Here is an 18,191-nt window from a genome sequence, read left to right as displayed (position 1 = left end):
GAACATGTCTATTGCGCAAATCATTCAAGATGCTTGGAATAAACAGTCCAAGTGGTTGATTGCATTGCGGCCATTGTCATGGTTATATCAGTTCGGTTTTACGGTAAATAAGCAACTGTATCAAAAAGGTATAAAAAAAACCTATCAAGCACCTGTCCCCGTGATGATTATTGGAAATATTACTGTGGGCGGGAGTGGAAAGACACCGTTATTGATCCAGTTGGTGAAATATTTGCAACATCACCATGTTCGCGTTGGCGTGATTAGTCGTGGTTATGGGGGGCAAGGGCCTTTCCCTGCACTGGTTACTTTAGATTCTGTGCCTGATCAAGTGGGCGATGAACCCTGTTTGATTGTTCAGTCTACTGAGGTTCCCATGGTGGTGGGTGGTAATCGCCAAGCCAATATTGAGTTACTACTGCAACATTATGAACTTGATTTAATCATCAGTGATGATGGTTTACAGCATTGGGCTTTGGCGCGTCAAATCGAATGGATTGTACTGGATAATAACCGAGGTTTGGGCAATCAGAAGCTACTTCCTGAAGGTTATTTACGCGAGCCAGTGAGCCGTTTAAAACACGGTACCGTGATTGAGCATGCGCATCAGCCGCATTCAGCTCTCAATATGCATTTAGAAGTGACTGAACCTTATTTATTAAATCCAAGTTTTGACCAGTCTGAGCAGTTTGATCCTACACTTGATTATTATGCAGTCGTTGGAATTGGTTTTCCGCAACGCTTTTATAACACCTTGGAAAGTATCGGTGTAACTCAATTTCAATGTCATGAATTTCCAGACCATTATGATTATGAAATTGATGATTTACAGTTTGAAGATAACAATCCAATTATTACCACTGAAAAAGATGCGGTAAAGCTTTTACCATTATTGAAAAATCATTCTACATTTAGTCGTGAGATTTGGGTGGTTCCGGTGGGAGCGGTCTTGTCTGATGAATGTTATCTATTACTCAACCAACAACTTACTCAACTTGGTATTGATCTAATACAAGGTTAATTTGATGAAACATATTGTTATTCCTGCGCGTTTTGCCAGTTCACGCCTTCCCGGTAAGCCTCTTTTAGAAATTCATGGGCGAGCCATGATTTTACGTGTGGTCGATCAAGCAAAAAAAGTACAGGGCTTTGATGATCTTTGTGTGGCGACAGATGACCCGCGTATTGCAGCACTTTGCCGAGCAGAAGGTGTGGATGTTGTGATAACTGATCCGAATCATCCTTCGGGCACAGACCGTTTAAGTGAAGTTGCTCGGATCAAAGGTTGGGATGCCGAGGATATTATTGTGAATGTACAGGGTGATGAGCCTTTGTTGCCTGCACAATTGGTGATTCAAGTTGCTGAGTTGCTGGCACAGAAAGCGGATTGTTCAATGTCGACCTTATGTGAGCCGATACATCAGTTTGACGAGTTTCAGCGTGACAGCATCGTCAAAGTGGTGATGTCAAAGTTCAACGAAGCGCTTTATTTCAGTCGTGCACAAATTCCTTACGATCGAGAGGGTGTTAAACAGGTTGAGCAAAAGCTCCATCAGCATGCTTATCGCCATTTGGGCTTATATGCTTACCGTGTCAAGCTTTTACAAGAATATGTCACTTGGGATATGGGGGTTTTAGAACAGTTGGAAAGCTTAGAGCAATTACGTGTTTTAGAAAATGGACATCGTATTGCGATTGATATCGCACAAGTAAACTTACCACCCGGTGTCGATACTCAAGCAGATTTGGATCGCTTAAACGCCTTGGATGTAGCGGTTTTTGAATAGCTTGTATTTGCGTTATTTATCTTTGCGTCACTTGTTTTTACCACACTTGTATTTAGGTTTTTGATTCATGGATGCTTCTAATTCTCAGGTTTATCCTTGGCAGCAACAAACATGGGAAACCTTAACTGGTCGCTTTCCAAAATTAGGGCATGGTTTATTGTTCTATGGTAAAAAAGGCTGTGGTAAACATGCATTTACCCAACATTTTTTATCATGGGTTTTGTGTTTAAATAAAACACCACAAGGTGCTTGTGGCGAGTGCGCAAGTTGCCAGTGGCTTAAATCGGATACTCATCCTAACTATGTTAATATCACGACCGATGAAGAGAATAAGAAGCAAAACGCGAAAATTAAGATCGAGAAGATCCGTGATTTACTACCATTTGTGCAGCAAACAGTAGATGGTTGGCGCGTTATTGTGATTGAACCTGCAGAAGCTTTAAACATTGCTTCTGCAAATGCATTATTAAAAACGCTAGAAGAGCCAGGTGATCGGATACAGATTATTTTACTTGCGGAACATTATCTAAAGCTCCCAGCAACGATTCGTAGTCGATTACAGCACTTTGCCATGGATCGTATTAGCCCCACGCTTTCAGAACAATATTTGCAACAACATTTACCCGCTGAAATGCATTCTAAAATTAACTTGTTGATGAATTTATCCAATAATATGCCATTGCAAGCATTGGCGCTTGCTGAGCTGGATTGGTTAAACCGGCGTGGGGAGTTTTTACAAGATTGGCAAAAATTGGTCAGTCAAAAAAGCATGCCTTTACAGTTTGCTTCAAAATGGAATAAAGAACTGAGCTTTTATGATTTTTTACAAATGTTTGAATACTTGTTGTCAGATATAATTTGTGTCAAGCTGAATCAAGTTGTAAAGAATTCAGACTTGCAATTAGATGAGCTTGCAGCGCAGTATCAATTGCAAAGCTTGTTCTCTATTTATGAAGACTTACAACAATCGAAGCTAAAAGTTGATCAAAATGTACAAACAAATCTAATTATTGATCAATTGTCGATTCAGTTAATGAATGTGACATAAAATTTGAATATTCAGGGGGAATAATCATGCAACCACGTATGGGCGGTTTGATTCAAGTCAACATCAATGATCGTGCAACTTTACAAGCCAGTTATATGCCTTATATTTTAGGCGGTGGCTTATTTGTACCATCAAAGAATCCTGTAAAAATGGGCGATGAAGTGTTTGTATTGGCTGGTTTGCCAGATCAATCACAGAAAGTTCCTTTAACAGGGAAAGTGATTTGGATTTCGCAAAAGCAAAATGGAATTAAGCCACAAGGTTTTGCAATTCAACTCACTGGTGAAAAAGGCATCTATTACAAAATGGAAGCAGAAAAATTACTCGCAGGCAGTATGTCTTTGGACCGTCCTAGCTTTACAATGTAAGCCAATTTTCAATATTTAGGAATTTCTGTGTTTGTTGATACGCATTGCCATTTAACCATGTTAAATCTTGAACCTTATGCAGGGGATCTCGATGCCGCATTACAACAAGCAAGAGATGCTGGTGTGTCCAAGTTTATGGGGATTTCTGTAGATTTGGATGACCATATCGCACTTGCAGAAATTGCCGCAAGACATTCAGATGTGGGCTATAGTGTCGGTGTACACCCATGTGAAGATCCAGCTGTGATGCAACGTGCAAGTGTTGAAAAACTGGTTGAACTGGCGCAAGCTGAAAAAGTTTGGGCCTTGGGTGAAACAGGCTTGGATTATTTTCATAGTACTGAATTTATTGCTGAACAAAAAGCCTGTTTTGCACGACATATTCACGCATCGCAACAGCTTAAAAAACCTGTAGTTGTGCATACTCGTTCAGCAAAGCATGAAACCGTAGATATTATTCGGGCTGAAAAATCAACACATGGTATTTTGCATTGTTTTACAGAAGATTGGGAGACTGCAAAGGCCGTTTTAGATTGTGGCTACTATATTTCCTTCTCTGGAATTGTTTCATTTAAAAATGCGCAAGATTTAAGAGATGTTGCTAAGCAAGTGCCTTTAGATCGCTTGTTGATTGAAACGGATAGTCCTTATTTGGCACCGATGCCTTATCGTGGCAAACCGAATGAACCAAAATACGTTCCTTATGTAGCCAAAGCGCTGAGTGATGTATATGATAAAACACTTGAAGAGATTGCTTTCATTACCACACAAAATTTTGAAAATCTGCTTCAACAAAAGTGATTGAAAAGCACTGATTTAAAAAGCAATCAATAGAAGTGCGTCAATTTATTAACGGATAGAATTAACAAGAGAGTTTATCGGGTGAAGATGGATCGACAGGCTCAGTTTAGAGCAAGAGAAGCATTGATTTTTCAGGTTGCTGAACAACTGCTTTTAGAAAATGGTGAAGCAGGGATGACATTGGATGCCCTAGCTGCAGAATTAGATCTAGCTAAGGGAACACTTTATAAGCATTTTCAGAGTAAGGATGAGTTGTATATACTGCTCATCATTCGTAATGAACGTATGTTACTTGAAATGGTACGTGATACTGAAAAAGCATTTCCTGAGCATTTGGCTTTTTTTATGTTGCACCATTTACATCATCCTGAACGTGCAGTGTTATTCCATCAGATCGAAGAGCGATTATCCACCACTGGACAAGGCATCCATCATTTATTTAGTGAACTCTATCAAGTACGTAAACAACGTTTACGTATCATTATTCGCATGACAGAAAGCTATCTAGAATCGATTCAAAGTTTGATGTCGGTACGTGATTATTTGGCTTCGATTTGGTCAATTACGCATGGTGGAGCAGCGATACTGAATTCCAGCTTCTATCAGCGTTATTTAGGTTGTCGAGATACCTTGCGTGTCGCATTGATTGATCAGGCATTGGCTGTGCCAAAACATCCACAAGCCTCAGAACAGGTGGCTTAGCTGCAATGAAAAATCTACGATCATCTCAAAAAATACGAGGTTTTACCTTAATTGAGGTGATGGTGGTGATCGTCATCATCAGTATTATTGCCTCATTGATCATTTTAAATATTGATGGCGTAGATCAGCGTAAAGCTATGCAAGCACGTGAGATGTTATTGCTCGATTTAAAGCAGATTAATCGTGAAGCCAATGATCAAGCGCGTATTTACGCACTCGATTTACACAATGCTACGGATGTTGCAGCTGCACAGTATGGGGTTATTGAGTATATTCCAGTCAAAGAAGACGCTGAGCAACGTATTCGAGTGGTTGACAATAAACCATGGAAAGAAGTGACGGACTTTCCTAAAAGAGCGTTGCCAGAATACGTTTCATTTTCTATTGAAACGGAAGATCATCAATTCCAAAATGCAAATAACTCAGAACTCTTGGGAAATAATGCACCTAAATTGATTTGGTTTGGAAATGGTGAAGTCAAACCTGTCACAATTCAAATGTATTATCAGCAAAAGCCAGTGGGTGGGGTAATTCGAGTTGATTATTTGGGTAAAGTAGATGAAGAAAAATAAAGGCTTTACTTTAATTGAGGTGGTTGTGGCTTTGGCGATTTTTGCAGTCGCAGCAATGGCTTTGACCAAAGTCGCGATGCAATATACGCAGTCGACAGCCAATGCGATTTTACGAACCAAGGCTCAGTTTGTTGCACAGAATGAAATCTCAATGATGATGATTAATCGTGAATGGCTGTCAGGAACGTCATCCAAACAAGTCACCACACAAGGTGAAACTTGGCAGGTAGATAAAAAAGCAGAATCTACACTGAGCCCAAATGTACAAAAAATAGATGTGCAAGTGAGCCTTTTTAATCCTGATACGGGTAAAGTAGAAGCAGGGATTACCAATATGGTGTTCTTTAATTATCCGATCAAAGAAAAATAATGATGAATCTAATCAAGCATAAAAAAAATCAAACTGTGTATGCACAGAAAAGCACAGGCTTTACCTTAATTGAACTTTTGGTGGCCATAGCAATCTTTGCTGTTTTGTCAGCATTGGGCTGGAAAATATTTGACTACCTGATTAAAGTTAAAGATCGTAATGTCATACATGAGGAAAATTTAGGCCAATTACAAGGTGCGTATCAACAGATTCAGCGTGATACCTTACAGATTGTTCCGATTTCTGCAAGAAGTGGTGAGGAAATTGAACCTGCTTTAGGTTTAGATAATCAAAAACTTTCTTTCAGTAAAACAGGTGTAACCGACCCGCTTAAACAGGGTTTGTCACCCTATGAACGAATTGAATATGTTTACAATGCGCAAGAGAAAAAACTTTATCGGTTAAAATATTCAAATTTAAATCGAAATAATTCAGAACAGCCCTTGTCGAGTGTGTTATTGGCAGATGTGGATCAGTATCGTATTGATGTTTTAAATCCAACAGAATTAGATCGTTGGCCAAATGATATGATTAAAAATGATAGGCAATTGCCGCGTGGGATTAAAATTAAAGTCACGATTCGTGATATAGAATATGAATGGATTTTTAGTTTGCTCAATTCTGACTATCTGATCAATAACGGCGCAGCTAATTAAATCAGTATTGTGGTAGATGCGGATCAATAAATTTAGGTAAATCATTCATGCAATTAAAGCAGCAAAAAGGTATCGCATTAATTACGATTTTAGTGATGGTCGCTTTGGCAACCATCATTGCTGCGACGATTGCTAAACGTCAAAATTACACCAATGAAAGTACAGGGTTTTTAAAACGGCAAAGCCAAGCACTTTTTTATGCAAAGAGTGCGGAAGCATTTTATTCTGAGATATTGGTACAAGACAGCGAAAACAGCAAAGAGGCAGATTACTTACAAGAAACATGGGCAAAACCGATGCCAGCATTTCCGGTTGAAGATGGATATGTCACAGGTGTGTTGGAAGATGAGTCCGGTAAATTCAATTTAAACAGTTTATTAACCAATGAAGGTAAGCCCAACGACGCGGCACAGAAATATTTTTCTAAGCTTTTGGTTCGTGTCGGTTTACCTGCTGATGCTGTTCAAGCCGTGATTGATTGGCAAGATCCAGACAATGAAACCATAGGTTCATACGGTGCTGAAACAAGTTATTACCAGGGTTTGCCTAAACCATATTTGGCTGCAAATCGAAAATTTTCCAGTGTTGAAGAACTTAAACAAGTACGTGGTTTTGAAGAAAAGAAGTATGATTTAATTGCACCTTATATATCGGCACTGCCTGATATTGCAACAAAAATTAATGTCAATACTGCACCTGCAATGGTTTTGGCAGCCATGGATGAGAAACTAGACGTAAATAGCGTACAAACAGCTTTAAAAGCGCGACAAGAAAAACTTGAGCATTTTGCCAATGTGGGCGAGCTAATGAAAATCGCACCATTTGACAGCTTGGAAGCTGCAAGCAAAACCGAGGCAGACAAGATTTTTGGAGTAACATCCAGTTATTTTAAAGCCAAGATCGAAGTATCTTTAAGCAATCGCAAGCGTCAATTTACTACACGCTTTATGCGTAATGATAAATCACAAGTTTATGTTTATTCGCGTAGCCTTGCACCATTTTGAAAATTTTAGTGAATATTTTTTTAACTATATGATTTTAAATAACTATAAAAGATAGTTAAAAGGTAGTTAAAAGGTTGGTTGATTGAGTAAACATGATTCGATAAGCTAAATAGGCCTAAAAAAGCAGATCATCCTTTTGGCTAATTGCAATCAACGTGAAAATTAATGCTCAGGGTTCGAGTTTTGCTTTATAATCGAGATTCTTTACCGATTTGTTTATAAAATTTGGCTCATGTTAATTCGTAAGTTATTTAAGTTTGAAAATGCACATATTGTGCGGAATTGCACGTCAGATCGTTGCAAACGGTCTATACACGGGCACAGCTATAAAGTTGAATTACTACTTAAAGCTTCAAAACTTGATCATGGTCAAATGGTATATGACTTTGGCTTGCTTAAAGGTGTAATCAAAGAAATTTTCGACAGTTTTGACCATGCGATCTGTTTTTGGCAAGAAGATAACCCTGAATATATTCAGGCGTGTAAAACTTTTAGTGCTCGTTGGGTGGCTTTGCCAGTTTCTCCATCGGCTGAACAGTTTTCACGGATATTCTTTTTTCTCGCGCAACAGATTTTAAAATCAACCATTACCCAAAATGGGGAAGGGGATGTTGAAGTCTATTCTGTGATTGTGCATGAAACCGATACAGGTTATGCGCAAAGTTTTCAAGAAGATATTGAAAATGCTCAGATGGGACTGTTGAGTCTGGATAAAATTATTTTTTCTGAGCAGGTCACATCTGAATGGTCTGACCCAGAAATGTATGAAAAATTGAAACAGGGTATTCCGTTTCAAAACCCTGAAGTGGATTTACAGGTTAAAATTTAAATGATGATTTTTGAGTGAAATCCATCTTTAGGACAAATAAATTTTTAGGAAAATGAAATTTAGGATGAAAGTTGATGCAATTATCTGAACTCGAACAAACAAAATTAAATCAAGTTCGGTTAGATCAAAGTTGGAAAGAAGGTTTAGCTGAGTTTCTTTTGAGTCAGCAAATGGATGATTTGCGTTCTTTTTTAGTTGCTGAAAAAAATGCAAATAAAACCATTTACCCACCGAGCTCACTTATTTTCAATGCATTAGACACAACGCCATTGAATCATGTAAAGGTGGTGATTTTAGGACAAGATCCTTATCACGGTCCTGATCAAGCGCATGGGTTGAGTTTTTCCGTACAAAAAGGCGTTGCATTGCCTCCGTCTTTACGTAATATCTTTCATGAATTAAATACAGATTTAGCTGTACCTGTATCCCGACATGGTGATCTCACCAAATGGGCTCAACAGGGTGTATTGCTTTTAAATAGTGTGTTGACAGTGGAAGCTGGGCAACCAACATCACATCAAAAACGCGGTTGGGAAAATTTTACAGATCATGTGATTGATGTGTTGAATGAGCATAGAGAGCACATTGTATTTATACTTTGGGGCGCATATGCTCAGAAAAAAGGACAACGTATAGACCAAACGAAGCATCTGGTATTAAAAGCTGCGCACCCATCTCCATTGGCAGCAAATCGTGGTGGCTTTTTTGGTTGTAAGGTTTTTTCAAAAACAAATAATTATCTGAAACAATATGGCATTGAGCCAATCGACTGGCAGCTGGACGCATGACAAACTCTCCCGAAATAAATAATTATCACCCAGATCTGATTATCGAAGAAGCGAAAAAGGGATGGCGAATTATTCGCTTAAATCGTCCTAAGTCGCTTCATGCACTTGATGAATCTATCGTTGCGGCATTATTGAAGCTGTTTGAGGATTTTCATCATGATGACTCAGTTAAGGCAATTTGGTTAGATTCAACCACGCCTAAAGCTTTTTGTGCAGGCGGTGACGTTCGTAAACTGCGTCAATTGGTGATCAACAATGAAGTTGAAACAGCCAATAAGTTTTTTGAAACGGAATATGCTTTAGATTTACTGTTGCATAATTATGCTAAACCTGTAGTGGTTTGGGGTGAAGGTTATGTCATGGGTGGTGGCTTAGGCTTATTCATGGCAGCTCCTTTCCGTTTAGTTACACCGTATTCGCGTCTTGCTATGCCTGAAGTGAATATCGGTCTATATCCAGATGTGGGTGCTACACGTTTCTTGGCAGATCGTGGTCCGATTGGTTTATTTACGGGTTTAACTGGATCGATCATGACTGCAGCGGGTGGTTATGGGATTGGTTGGGCAACCCATATTTGTGATGCACAACGTGATGTGGTTTTACAGAAACTGATTGATATCGATTGGGATCATTATCCTGCTGGTGATTTCCGTGCTTTAGATGACACCTTAAATAGTTTACATCGTCCTGTTTCACCTGGACCGTTGCAAAACTCTTTGGATGTGATTCATAGTGTTTGTCGTGGTGTAAACTTTGAACATGATTATGAAGCGATTATTGGTCTAAGTGATGCGCGTAGTGATTGGTTGCGTCAAGCCAGCGAGAATCTACAAAAAGGTTCACCAAGTACTGCTGCGATTACCTGGTTGTTATGGCAGTGGGGACGTCAAGTTCATCCGTGGTCTGAGGTTTTTGAATTAGAAAAACAAATTTCTGATTGGAAAATTCGTCATCCTGATTTTGTTGAAGGTGTACGCGCACGTTTGGTGGATAAAGATTTATCACCAGAGTGGGAACAGGTTGAGTCGCGAACATTGCGTGGAATCCTTGCGAAAAACCCACCTGTAACAACAATTGACAGTTGGAATACGCTGCTAAGTCAGTACGGTATTATTTAAGGTCGTATGACTGAAGAAACTCAACACTACATAGATCAACAATGGATGCAGCTGGCTTTAGAGCAAGCTGCATTTGCTGCATCTATCGGTGAAATTCCAGTAGGAGCTGTGATTGTAAGTCAGGGGCAAGTCATCGGTGAAGGTTATAATCAACCGATTGCTCAGCATGATCCAACAGCCCATGCGGAAATTCAGGCACTGCGCAATGCGTGTCAAAAGATTGAAAATTATCGCCTACCAGAAGATGCAACGTTATACGTCACACTTGAACCTTGTACCATGTGTGTCGGCGCATTAATTCATGCAAGAATCAAACGTGTGGTTTTTGGCGCGACTGAACCTAAAGCGGGTTCACTCATCAGTAGTCGTCAACTGTTAGAGATTGGCTATTACAATCATATATTTCAGTTTGAAGGTGGTTGTTTACAAACGCAGTGCTCAAGCCAACTGTCTGATTTTTTTAAAATGCGCCGTGAGCAAAAAAAACAATTAAAGTTACAACAAAAGACCTTAAATGACTCATTAAAATGATCTAGAATACACAAGATTTTAGTGACAATGAAGATTGTCAAAATAAGGGTTTAAAATATAGTTAAAGTTTAAAAGGGTATAACAATGAATTCTATTCAAGTAAAACAAGAGTTTAATGCACCAATCGATCAGGTCTTTGACTTGTTATCAAAACATTCAACCTATAATGTGGCTTTTGCTCCCATTCAAGTTGTACGGGTAAAAGATGCTGCTGATCCTGAACGCCCAGATGGATTAGGTTCTATCCGTCGTATGGGGTTTGGTCCGATCAAGCCGATTCAAGAGCAAATTACGCATCTGGATGTCAATAAACGTATTGAATATAAGTTAATTAACAATCCATTGATTAAACATCATATTGGAATTATTGAGTTTACAGCGCTTGCTGCAAACAAAACCCGTGTTGACTATACGATCGAATTACAAGCACGTGCACCATTTGTGAGTAAATTAATACTTGCACAGCTTAAACTAGCGATTACACTTGGATTTAAGAAACTTGCTAAGTCTATAGCTTAATTGGAAATTCAATGACAATTCAAATTATCACAATCGATGGGCCAAGTGGTTCTGGTAAAGGAACACTTGCAGCAAAGCTTGCGCATCACTATCAATTCCATTTATTAGACTCTGGTGCGCTGTATCGTTTGCTTGGATTGTCATTGCATCAAAAAGAATTGTTGGACGCATTAGACACTGAATCTGTATTGCAACAAAGTGTGACGATTGCAACAAATTTAGATATCGTATTTAAGAGTGCTGACAACGGAATCATGATCTTGTTGGATGGTGAAGATGTCTCACAAACGATTCGTACTGAACGCGTTGGTGAATTTGCTTCAAAAGTCGCAGCAATTCCTGCGCTTAGAGCGGCATTAGTAGATCGACAACATGCTTTTGCCCAGTTGCCTGGCTTGGTTGCCGATGGGCGTGATATGGGTACTTCTATTTTTCCACAAGCACAAGCGAAGATTTATCTCACTGCCTCAGCTGAGTCCCGTGCAGAGCGTCGTGTAAAACAGTTGCAGGGAATGGGGCTGGATGTTAAAATAAGCGACATTTTAGCAAATATACAAGCTCGAGATAAAAGAGATATGGAACGCACAGTCGCTCCACTCAAGCCAGCAGAAGACGCTTATATCATTGATAGCTCAGAAATGAACATCGATGAAGTGTTTAAACTGATGACTGATTATGTCGAGTTACATTTAGCTAAATAAAGAATATTTAACCAAATATTAGCCAAAGCATAGCTTGATCAGTTTATACGGACTATGTGGATGGCTTAACTAAACCGGCCTTGTCTGATCCAAGACCGTTGACTTTACTAGGTATATCATGACCGAATCTTTTGCAGCCCTCTTTGAAGAAAGCGAATCAACTCTCAATATCGACAAAGGTGCCGTTATTAAAGGTATCGTTGTTAGCATCGACTCTGACTGGGTTACTGTTGACACTGGCCTTAAATCTGAAGGTGTTGTTGCACGTTCAGAATTCTTAAACGAACAACGCGAACTTGAAGTTCAAGTTGGCGATGAAGTTGATGTTGTTGTTGAAGCGCTTGACAACGGTATGGGTCAAACAGTTTTATCACGTGAAAAAGCGAAACGTGCTGAAACTTGGACTAAACTTGAAAAAATCTTTGAAGACGGCGAAATCGTTACTGGTGTTATTTCTGGTAAGGTTAAAGGCGGTTTCACTGTTGACATCGGTCCAGTTCGTGCATTCTTACCAGGTTCATTGGTAGATACTCGCCCTATTCGTGATACAACTCACCTTGAAGGCAAAGAGTTAGAATTCAAAGTAATCAAACTTGATGCTAAACGTAACAACGTTGTTGTATCTCGTCGTGCTGTAATGGAAGCTGAATCTTCAGCTGACCGTGAAGCGCTTCTTTCTCAATTGGAAGAAGGCCAAACAGTTACTGGTACGATCAAAAATCTTACTGATTACGGTGCATTCGTTGACCTTGGCGGTATTGATGGTCTTCTACATATCACAGATATGGCTTGGAAACGCATCAAACACCCTTCAGAAGTTGTTGAAGTGGGTCAAGAAGTTACTGTTAAAGTACTTAAGTTTGACAAAGAACGTAATCGTGTATCTTTAGGTCTTAAGCAATTAGGCGAAGATCCATGGTTAGCGATCATGAACCGTTATCCTAAAGGTTCTATCGTTAAAGCACGTGTTACAAACTTAACTGACTACGGTTGTTTCGCTGAAATCGCTGAAGGCGTTGAAGGCTTAGTACACGTTTCAGAAATGGATCACACTAACAAAAACATCCACCCATCTAAAGTTGTTCAGATTGGTGATGAAGTTGATGTTATGGTTCTTGAAGTTGATGAAGAACGTCGTCGTATTTCATTGGGTATCAAGCAAACTCGTGCGAACCCATGGGAAGAATTCTCTAAGTCACACGACAAAGGTGAAAAAGTTTCTGGTACGATCAAGTCTATCACTGACTTCGGTATCTTCATCGGTTTACCTGGCGGTATCGATGGTCTAGTTCACTTGTCTGATATTTCTTGGAACGAACAAGGCGAAGATGCTATTCGTCGTTACAAGAAAGGTGATACAGTTGAAGCAGTTATCTTGTCTGTAGATGCTGAAGGCAACCGTATCAGTCTTGGTATCAAGCAAATGAACAGCGATCCGTTCAATGACTTCTTAGCTGCTAACGAACGCGGTGCGTTGGTTAAAGGTACAGTAACTGCTGTTGACGCTAAAGGCGCAACAATTAAGTTAGCTGACGAAGTTGAAGCTTCTTTGAAAGCATCTGAAATCAACCGCGATCGCGTTGAAGATGCAACTAAATTCTTAGAAGTTGGTCAAGAAGTTGAAGCTAAAATCATCAATGTAGATCGTAAATCACGTTCTATCAACTTGTCGATTAAAGCGAAAGACGAAGCTGAAGAGAAAGAAGCTGTAGCAAACTTGAAAACTACAACTGCGCCTACTGGTCAAGACAATGGTCCTAAGACAATTGGTGATTTGATCAAAGCACAGATGAACCACTAAGTGATTGTTAAGAAGTATTATTTAATGTAATTAATTAATATTTTTTATTCAAATAGTGTAAAAGGTAGCGTAGTATATGATTACTGCGCTACCTTTTTGTATTTAAAAAGGATATTATCTGGTGTATATCAATTAGCATTAAAATTAATGAGGTCTTAAATGACAACTGAAGCACTTAATAAGTCTGACTTAATAGAAAGAATTGCTCTTAAAAATCCGCATTTAGCAGAGCCATTAGTCGAAGAAGCAGTTAAGATTATGATCGATCAAATGATTGCATCATTATCTTCAGATGACCGTATTGAAATTCGTGGGTTTGGTAGTTTTGCTTTACATCACCGTGAGCCACGTGTGGGTCGTAATCCTAAAACAGGTAAATCAGTAGAAGTTGCAGCAAAAGCTGTACCTCACTTTAAACCTGGTAAAGCACTCCGTGATGCAGTAAACGAATCTGCTAATTAATAAAATTCGAATGAGGTGAGTATGCGCTATTTCTTAGTTGCATTACTACTGGTAGTCTTTGGTTATGCTTTAGCATTAGTCTTGCAGAATCCAGCTGAACTACCTGTAGATTTATTGTTTACTCAAGTACCAGCAATGCGTTTAGGGTTATTGCTACTATTAACTTTAGTGCTTGGGATTGTTCTTGGATTGTTGCTTGGTGTACAGGTTTTCCGTGTATTCCAAAACGCATGGGAAGTTAAGCGTCTTCGTAAAGATATTGATCATCTCCGAAAAGAACAAATACAGACAGCACAATTGGCCGCTGCTGAAGCTGCCGCAAGTGCTCGTCATGAAAAGACAGTATTAGATATTCAACCAGAAAATAAGAATATCAATACGCTTTAATCATTATGATAAAAAAGCGCTTTACCATCAGTGTAAAGCGCTTTTTTGTTGGTAATGATTTTTGACTGTGTCGATTATCCAACATCAAAAACTTTGTTCAATATCATCAAACAAATAAAAGAATATAAGTTCGCTATTCTTTAATCATATACGATATTTAAATAAGCTTGAGATCTGACCAGACCAGGTGTCACCGTATTTGCTGTTCTTACGTAATTGGCTTTAATCACATGTTGAATCAGCTGAGCAGTGCTTAAATTACCAAAGGTCCATTTGTTGGTGCTCTTTGATTGGTTTGGATCTAGACTAATTATCGCATTATTTTTATCACGTAAACGAATACCTACACCAGTCGCATAACCTGCACCGACTTGATTCTCTAATATATTTGTTGCATTGGATTGATTTAAGGCATCCGTGGTATAAGCCTTTATTTCACGACCTGCGCCATCATTTAAATTTGCACAATTTATACTGAGGGTTGCTGTATTGCTTGAGCTTAATGCGGTCTCATTTCCGACTAAACCCAAGTTTCGTACACTAACATCAGGCAGTGCAATGGTGTAGCTACTTTGATTCAGTGAGCATGTGGATTCAGAGATATTGACTGTTGCATTTAAATATACGGGAATTTGTGTATTTGCAGGAATAAGAACATTATCACTAACACGTCTTAAACTGATGGTTGCTATTCGTAGATTCGAAACATTGATCGTTGTGGGGTATGAGGTCATTGTTGATGTTCTAGGTAAAACATATAATGTCACCCTCATTTTTACACCATGCGTATCACCACTATAACTATAAATTGCTAATTCAGTGGTATTTAGTGTTTTTAATGTACCACTCGCCGGTGCATCGCCCATTTCAACTTTAATCCCTAAAGCTGGGTAAGCATTTAAACGCGAAATATTGGCATCATAGGTCGTCACATTGGTGGCAAAAACATTACCAAAAATGGTTCTATTTGTGCCAACAGTACATCCAGTGTAGACACGAAAAATATCAAAATTTGCTGAAGCAACTTCACGGGAATATACATTAGACTGTACTGATGTCCCTTCATATTTATTGATATTCATGGTACTGGCATTCATCGTCGGCATGCTATAGCCGTTGGTGAAATTGCTGCCTACACTGCAATCTGCAAATACTGCAAAACTTGCAGGGAGTGTAGATAACATAAATAACAATTTATATTTCAGCATAAAATTACTCCGTGCTTATTTGCAATTTAGGCTAAAGCTTGCAAAAGGGATTTGAGTTTTACTTTGTTGCAATATTTCTTTTGAAATATCGAATTGACAAGAATCACTATTACTCCAAGAGACGTTATAGCGTCCAGGATTTATATTTTGCATAAAAATTTGCTGACCTTGTCCTACTGTAGTCACTGCATTACCCAAAGCATCTTTCACTTGAGCACCCATTGGAATGAGCACTTCATTTGCGTGTTTAAGTTCAATTAAGGCTTTTGTGGTTTTTAACGCTTTAAAATCCACTAAAATACTTGTGTTCGATTTAGGTACAACTTGTAATTGGGTTGCATCAACATCGGTATTTAATGGAATTGTATTTGGGTTTAAGTTGATACTATTGTATTGGTAAGGATTTAGATAGGGAATAATCGCATTACCCCAGCGATCAATTTTAATATTATTTCCATTGGAGAGGCTGGTTCCCTCTAAACCTTTGGCATGAATAATTGCAAAAGTATCATTTAAATCATTGGCTAAGGTAATGCCGTGTTGATGTGCAACAATTGCACCTTGTGCTTGTAAAGAGTATTGACGTTGTTGGTCAAAGTCGGTTGCATAAGTCGATGCTAAATAAACCGGATTGGTTCGATAACTCAAAGAACTGCTGAAGAGATCTTTATCTTTACTATTTGAATAATTGAAGTTATAGCCGAACTGCTGATTTTCACCTAAATTTCCAAATATGCCGACTTGATTGGTATTGAGTGCATTATTATCTGGATAGACTTCACTACTTAGGCGTAAATTACTATTTTTCTTTTTAAACGATAGAGGAATATTCACATTCACAAAGTATTGAGTGTCTTTATCTAACTTGTATTGATCATTTTGAGTATGTTGCATACCCACATAGTAACTGATGCCTTTATAACTATTGCTATAGCTAATTTGATAAAATTTTTGTGTATTGATTTGATGCCAGAATTCATACTGTGAAAAACTGGCTGAAACAGCACCAAACTGATGACCTAGGTTCTGGCTCAGTTGAATATAGTTTGATGACTTGGGCCGACCATTAAGTACTAATGCAGAACTGTTGTTTTGAATATAACGATTCTGCATGGCTTCATCGAAGGAATAATATTGATCATTTCCATAAACAGTACTGTTTAAACTGATATTTGTTTTTGCACCGTTTAGAGCAAGGTTATAGCGCAGCGTAAGCAAAGAACTGTCTAAATTTTGGTTGGATTGGTTAATATCTGCTTTAACAAAATTACTTTCTAAAGCGATACCACCGAGTTTGGTATTTAACGCGGTTCCTAGAATATAGGATTGATAATGATCACTGACCAGCGCTGAACTGCTCACTGAGATAAAATCATTTAATCCATAATCAAAAGATGCATTGATTAACTTCTCATCATAGGATTTGCTATTTTGACGAAAAATACCTGCGGCAATTTGATAACGATACTGCTTTGCGCGGATAGATTGAATAAAATTATTATAAGGCAAATCAAAACTGCGGATTTCACCATTTGCTTCAATAATATCTACATTTAATGTACCACCCGTCCCAGGTGTTTGGAGATCTGTAATATTAAATGCGCCGGCAGGAACAGTGCGTTCCATAATAATTTGTTGATTTTGGCGAACGCGTATTAAAGCATTACTTTTTGCATAACCTGAAATTGTGGGTGCGTAACTTTGCAATGAAACCGGAAGCATTCTGTCATCGCTGGCAAGTTGTACCCCACGAATGGCGATACTCGAATTACTATTGATGGTTTTGGTATTGGTATAGAAATCACCAAGAGTAAGCTGAGTTTTTAAACTAGGTAGTACTCGCATAAGCTTGTTTTCATAGCTGGTATATTGGCCTGAATGATTGCTGTCTCCCATACTAGTACTACCAGAATGACGGAATTGCCAATCATCAATATTGATACCAGAATTAATATTCAGAAAGCTAGAATCTTGTTTGTTGTCCTGACCATAATCTGAATTATAGTAATTGTAGTAATATTTGAGAAAAGCGCTATTTCCACCAGTTTCCCAAAGTGATGGATCTATATAGCCAAATGGTCGTTCATTTAACATCGATTGAGGGCTTGAAACATCCACGCGTTGTTCTGCTATATTCAGCTTCCAGAACACGACATGATTCATTAAGCGTGTATCGATACAGTCACCAGTGACTTTATCTAAATCGATAAGTTTATGATTGAAATCAAGCTGCTTAACAGTACTGCGTGGAATACAATAACGTTGCTTTTCAGGTGATTCAGGATCATCTGAAATATGCACAATAGAGCGGGTGATATAACGATCATTTAGGTAAATATCGAGGATGTAATCATTTGGCGCGACTTTATCGCTTGAAACAAACTTTTCAAGATCAATTGTTTTAGAATTTTGGCCGTATAAAAAACTATTATCGAATTGTGGTGCTTGCGCTATAACATTTTGATTGCATAGATATAGACTTAGCGCCAAAACACTATACCTAAGTGTGAAATGTTTCAAGCACAATTCTCCCAATAAT

21 protein-coding genes are annotated in these 18,191 nt (G+C 38.5%); 19 read left to right on the top strand and 2 right to left on the bottom strand.

The window, feature by feature from the left end; all coding sequences use genetic code 11:
• Positions 1 to 4 precede the first annotated feature (4 nt).
• The 19 genes from lpxK (at position 5) to PYV58_RS12060 (ending at position 14,444) form a co-directional block, all read left to right on the top strand.
• Positions 5 to 1,021 (top strand): tetraacyldisaccharide 4'-kinase, encoded by a 1,017-nt coding sequence (gene lpxK / locus PYV58_RS12150; RefSeq protein ID WP_034610207.1) that lies wholly within the window; start codon positions 5 to 7, stop codon positions 1,019 to 1,021.
• Between the two features lie 4 nt (positions 1,022 to 1,025).
• Positions 1,026 to 1,787: a 3-deoxy-manno-octulosonate cytidylyltransferase gene (gene kdsB / locus PYV58_RS12145; RefSeq protein ID WP_034610208.1), complete on the top strand. Its 762-nt coding sequence runs from the start codon at positions 1,026 to 1,028 to the stop codon at positions 1,785 to 1,787.
• A 67-nt stretch (positions 1,788 to 1,854) separates the two neighbouring features.
• Positions 1,855 to 2,835 carry a DNA polymerase III subunit delta' gene (locus PYV58_RS12140; RefSeq protein WP_034610209.1) on the top strand — a complete coding sequence of 327 codons (981 nt, stop codon included), beginning with the start codon at positions 1,855 to 1,857 and terminating at the stop codon, positions 2,833 to 2,835.
• A gap of 26 nt (positions 2,836 to 2,861) precedes the next feature.
• The gene (locus tag PYV58_RS12135; protein ID WP_004821228.1) at positions 2,862 to 3,203 is read left to right on the top strand and encodes a PilZ domain-containing protein; all 342 of its coding nucleotides are present in this window, start codon (positions 2,862 to 2,864) and stop codon (positions 3,201 to 3,203) included.
• A gap of 27 nt (positions 3,204 to 3,230) precedes the next feature.
• On the top strand, positions 3,231 to 4,004 hold the full coding sequence (locus PYV58_RS12130; protein WP_004720827.1) for a TatD family hydrolase: 774 nt from the start codon (positions 3,231 to 3,233) through the stop codon (positions 4,002 to 4,004).
• A gap of 87 nt (positions 4,005 to 4,091) precedes the next feature.
• Positions 4,092 to 4,706 carry a TetR/AcrR family transcriptional regulator gene (locus tag PYV58_RS12125; RefSeq protein ID WP_004821232.1) on the top strand — a complete coding sequence of 205 codons (615 nt, stop codon included), beginning with the start codon at positions 4,092 to 4,094 and terminating at the stop codon, positions 4,704 to 4,706.
• Between the two features lie 5 nt (positions 4,707 to 4,711).
• Positions 4,712 to 5,278: a prepilin-type N-terminal cleavage/methylation domain-containing protein gene (locus PYV58_RS12120; protein ID WP_034610211.1), complete on the top strand. Its 567-nt coding sequence runs from the start codon at positions 4,712 to 4,714 to the stop codon at positions 5,276 to 5,278.
• Positions 5,265 to 5,648, top strand: a complete 384-nt coding sequence (gene gspI / locus PYV58_RS12115) for a type II secretion system minor pseudopilin GspI (protein WP_004821236.1) — start codon at positions 5,265 to 5,267, stop codon at positions 5,646 to 5,648. The genes PYV58_RS12120 and gspI overlap by 14 nt, the downstream gene beginning before the upstream one ends.
• Entirely contained in the window at positions 5,648 to 6,304 is a 657-nt protein-coding gene (gene gspJ, locus PYV58_RS12110; protein WP_081407352.1) for a type II secretion system minor pseudopilin GspJ, read from the top strand. Before gspI ends, gspJ begins: the two co-directional genes overlap by 1 nt.
• A gap of 47 nt (positions 6,305 to 6,351) precedes the next feature.
• A complete protein-coding gene (gene gspK / locus PYV58_RS12105) occupies positions 6,352 to 7,308 on the top strand; it encodes a type II secretion system minor pseudopilin GspK (protein WP_004821240.1) in 957 nt (318 codons plus the stop codon).
• Positions 7,309 to 7,540: 232 nt separating this feature from the next.
• Positions 7,541 to 8,137 carry a 6-carboxytetrahydropterin synthase gene (locus tag PYV58_RS12100; RefSeq protein WP_004821241.1) on the top strand — a complete coding sequence of 199 codons (597 nt, stop codon included), beginning with the start codon at positions 7,541 to 7,543 and terminating at the stop codon, positions 8,135 to 8,137.
• Between the two features lie 74 nt (positions 8,138 to 8,211).
• A complete protein-coding gene (gene ung / locus PYV58_RS12095; RefSeq protein WP_004821244.1) occupies positions 8,212 to 8,925 on the top strand; it encodes a uracil-DNA glycosylase in 714 nt (237 codons plus the stop codon).
• Positions 8,922 to 10,043: an enoyl-CoA hydratase/isomerase family protein gene (locus PYV58_RS12090; protein ID WP_034610216.1), complete on the top strand. Its 1,122-nt coding sequence runs from the start codon at positions 8,922 to 8,924 to the stop codon at positions 10,041 to 10,043. The genes ung and PYV58_RS12090 overlap by 4 nt, the downstream gene beginning before the upstream one ends.
• Positions 10,044 to 10,049: 6 nt before the next feature.
• Entirely contained in the window at positions 10,050 to 10,574 is a 525-nt protein-coding gene (gene tadA / locus PYV58_RS12085; protein WP_034610219.1) for a tRNA adenosine(34) deaminase TadA, read from the top strand.
• Positions 10,575 to 10,658: 84 nt separating this feature from the next.
• Entirely contained in the window at positions 10,659 to 11,093 is a 435-nt protein-coding gene (locus PYV58_RS12080) for an SRPBCC family protein (RefSeq protein ID WP_034610221.1), read from the top strand.
• Positions 11,094 to 11,104: 11 nt separating this feature from the next.
• Positions 11,105 to 11,794: a (d)CMP kinase gene (cmk, locus tag PYV58_RS12075; RefSeq protein WP_004821249.1), complete on the top strand. Its 690-nt coding sequence runs from the start codon at positions 11,105 to 11,107 to the stop codon at positions 11,792 to 11,794.
• A gap of 118 nt (positions 11,795 to 11,912) precedes the next feature.
• Positions 11,913 to 13,595, top strand: a complete 1,683-nt coding sequence (rpsA, locus tag PYV58_RS12070; RefSeq protein WP_004821252.1) for a 30S ribosomal protein S1 — start codon at positions 11,913 to 11,915, stop codon at positions 13,593 to 13,595.
• Between the two features lie 159 nt (positions 13,596 to 13,754).
• Positions 13,755 to 14,057, top strand: a complete 303-nt coding sequence (locus PYV58_RS12065; protein WP_004720793.1) for an integration host factor subunit beta — start codon at positions 13,755 to 13,757, stop codon at positions 14,055 to 14,057.
• A gap of 21 nt (positions 14,058 to 14,078) precedes the next feature.
• Positions 14,079 to 14,444 (top strand): lipopolysaccharide assembly protein LapA domain-containing protein, encoded by a 366-nt coding sequence (locus PYV58_RS12060; protein ID WP_004821255.1) that lies wholly within the window; start codon positions 14,079 to 14,081, stop codon positions 14,442 to 14,444.
• Positions 14,445 to 14,584: 140 nt separating this feature from the next.
• On the opposite strand, the gene PYV58_RS12055 is transcribed toward PYV58_RS12060, so the two are convergent.
• A complete protein-coding gene (locus tag PYV58_RS12055; protein ID WP_275059532.1) occupies positions 14,585 to 15,652 on the bottom strand; it encodes a fimbrial protein in 1,068 nt (355 codons plus the stop codon).
• Between the two features lie 15 nt (positions 15,653 to 15,667).
• Positions 15,668 to 18,172, bottom strand: coding sequence for a fimbria/pilus outer membrane usher protein (locus PYV58_RS12050; RefSeq protein ID WP_034610227.1), 2,505 nt, complete (start codon positions 18,170 to 18,172; stop codon positions 15,668 to 15,670).
• Positions 18,173 to 18,191 lie beyond the last annotated feature (19 nt).

It is taken from the genome of Acinetobacter sp. TAC-1 (genome assembly GCF_029025845.1).
In the GTDB taxonomy this organism is placed as follows: domain Bacteria; phylum Pseudomonadota; class Gammaproteobacteria; order Pseudomonadales; family Moraxellaceae; genus Acinetobacter; species Acinetobacter guillouiae.
The sequence above is the reverse complement of the archived record's forward strand: the minus strand, read 5'-3'. Positions and strand labels throughout refer to the sequence as shown.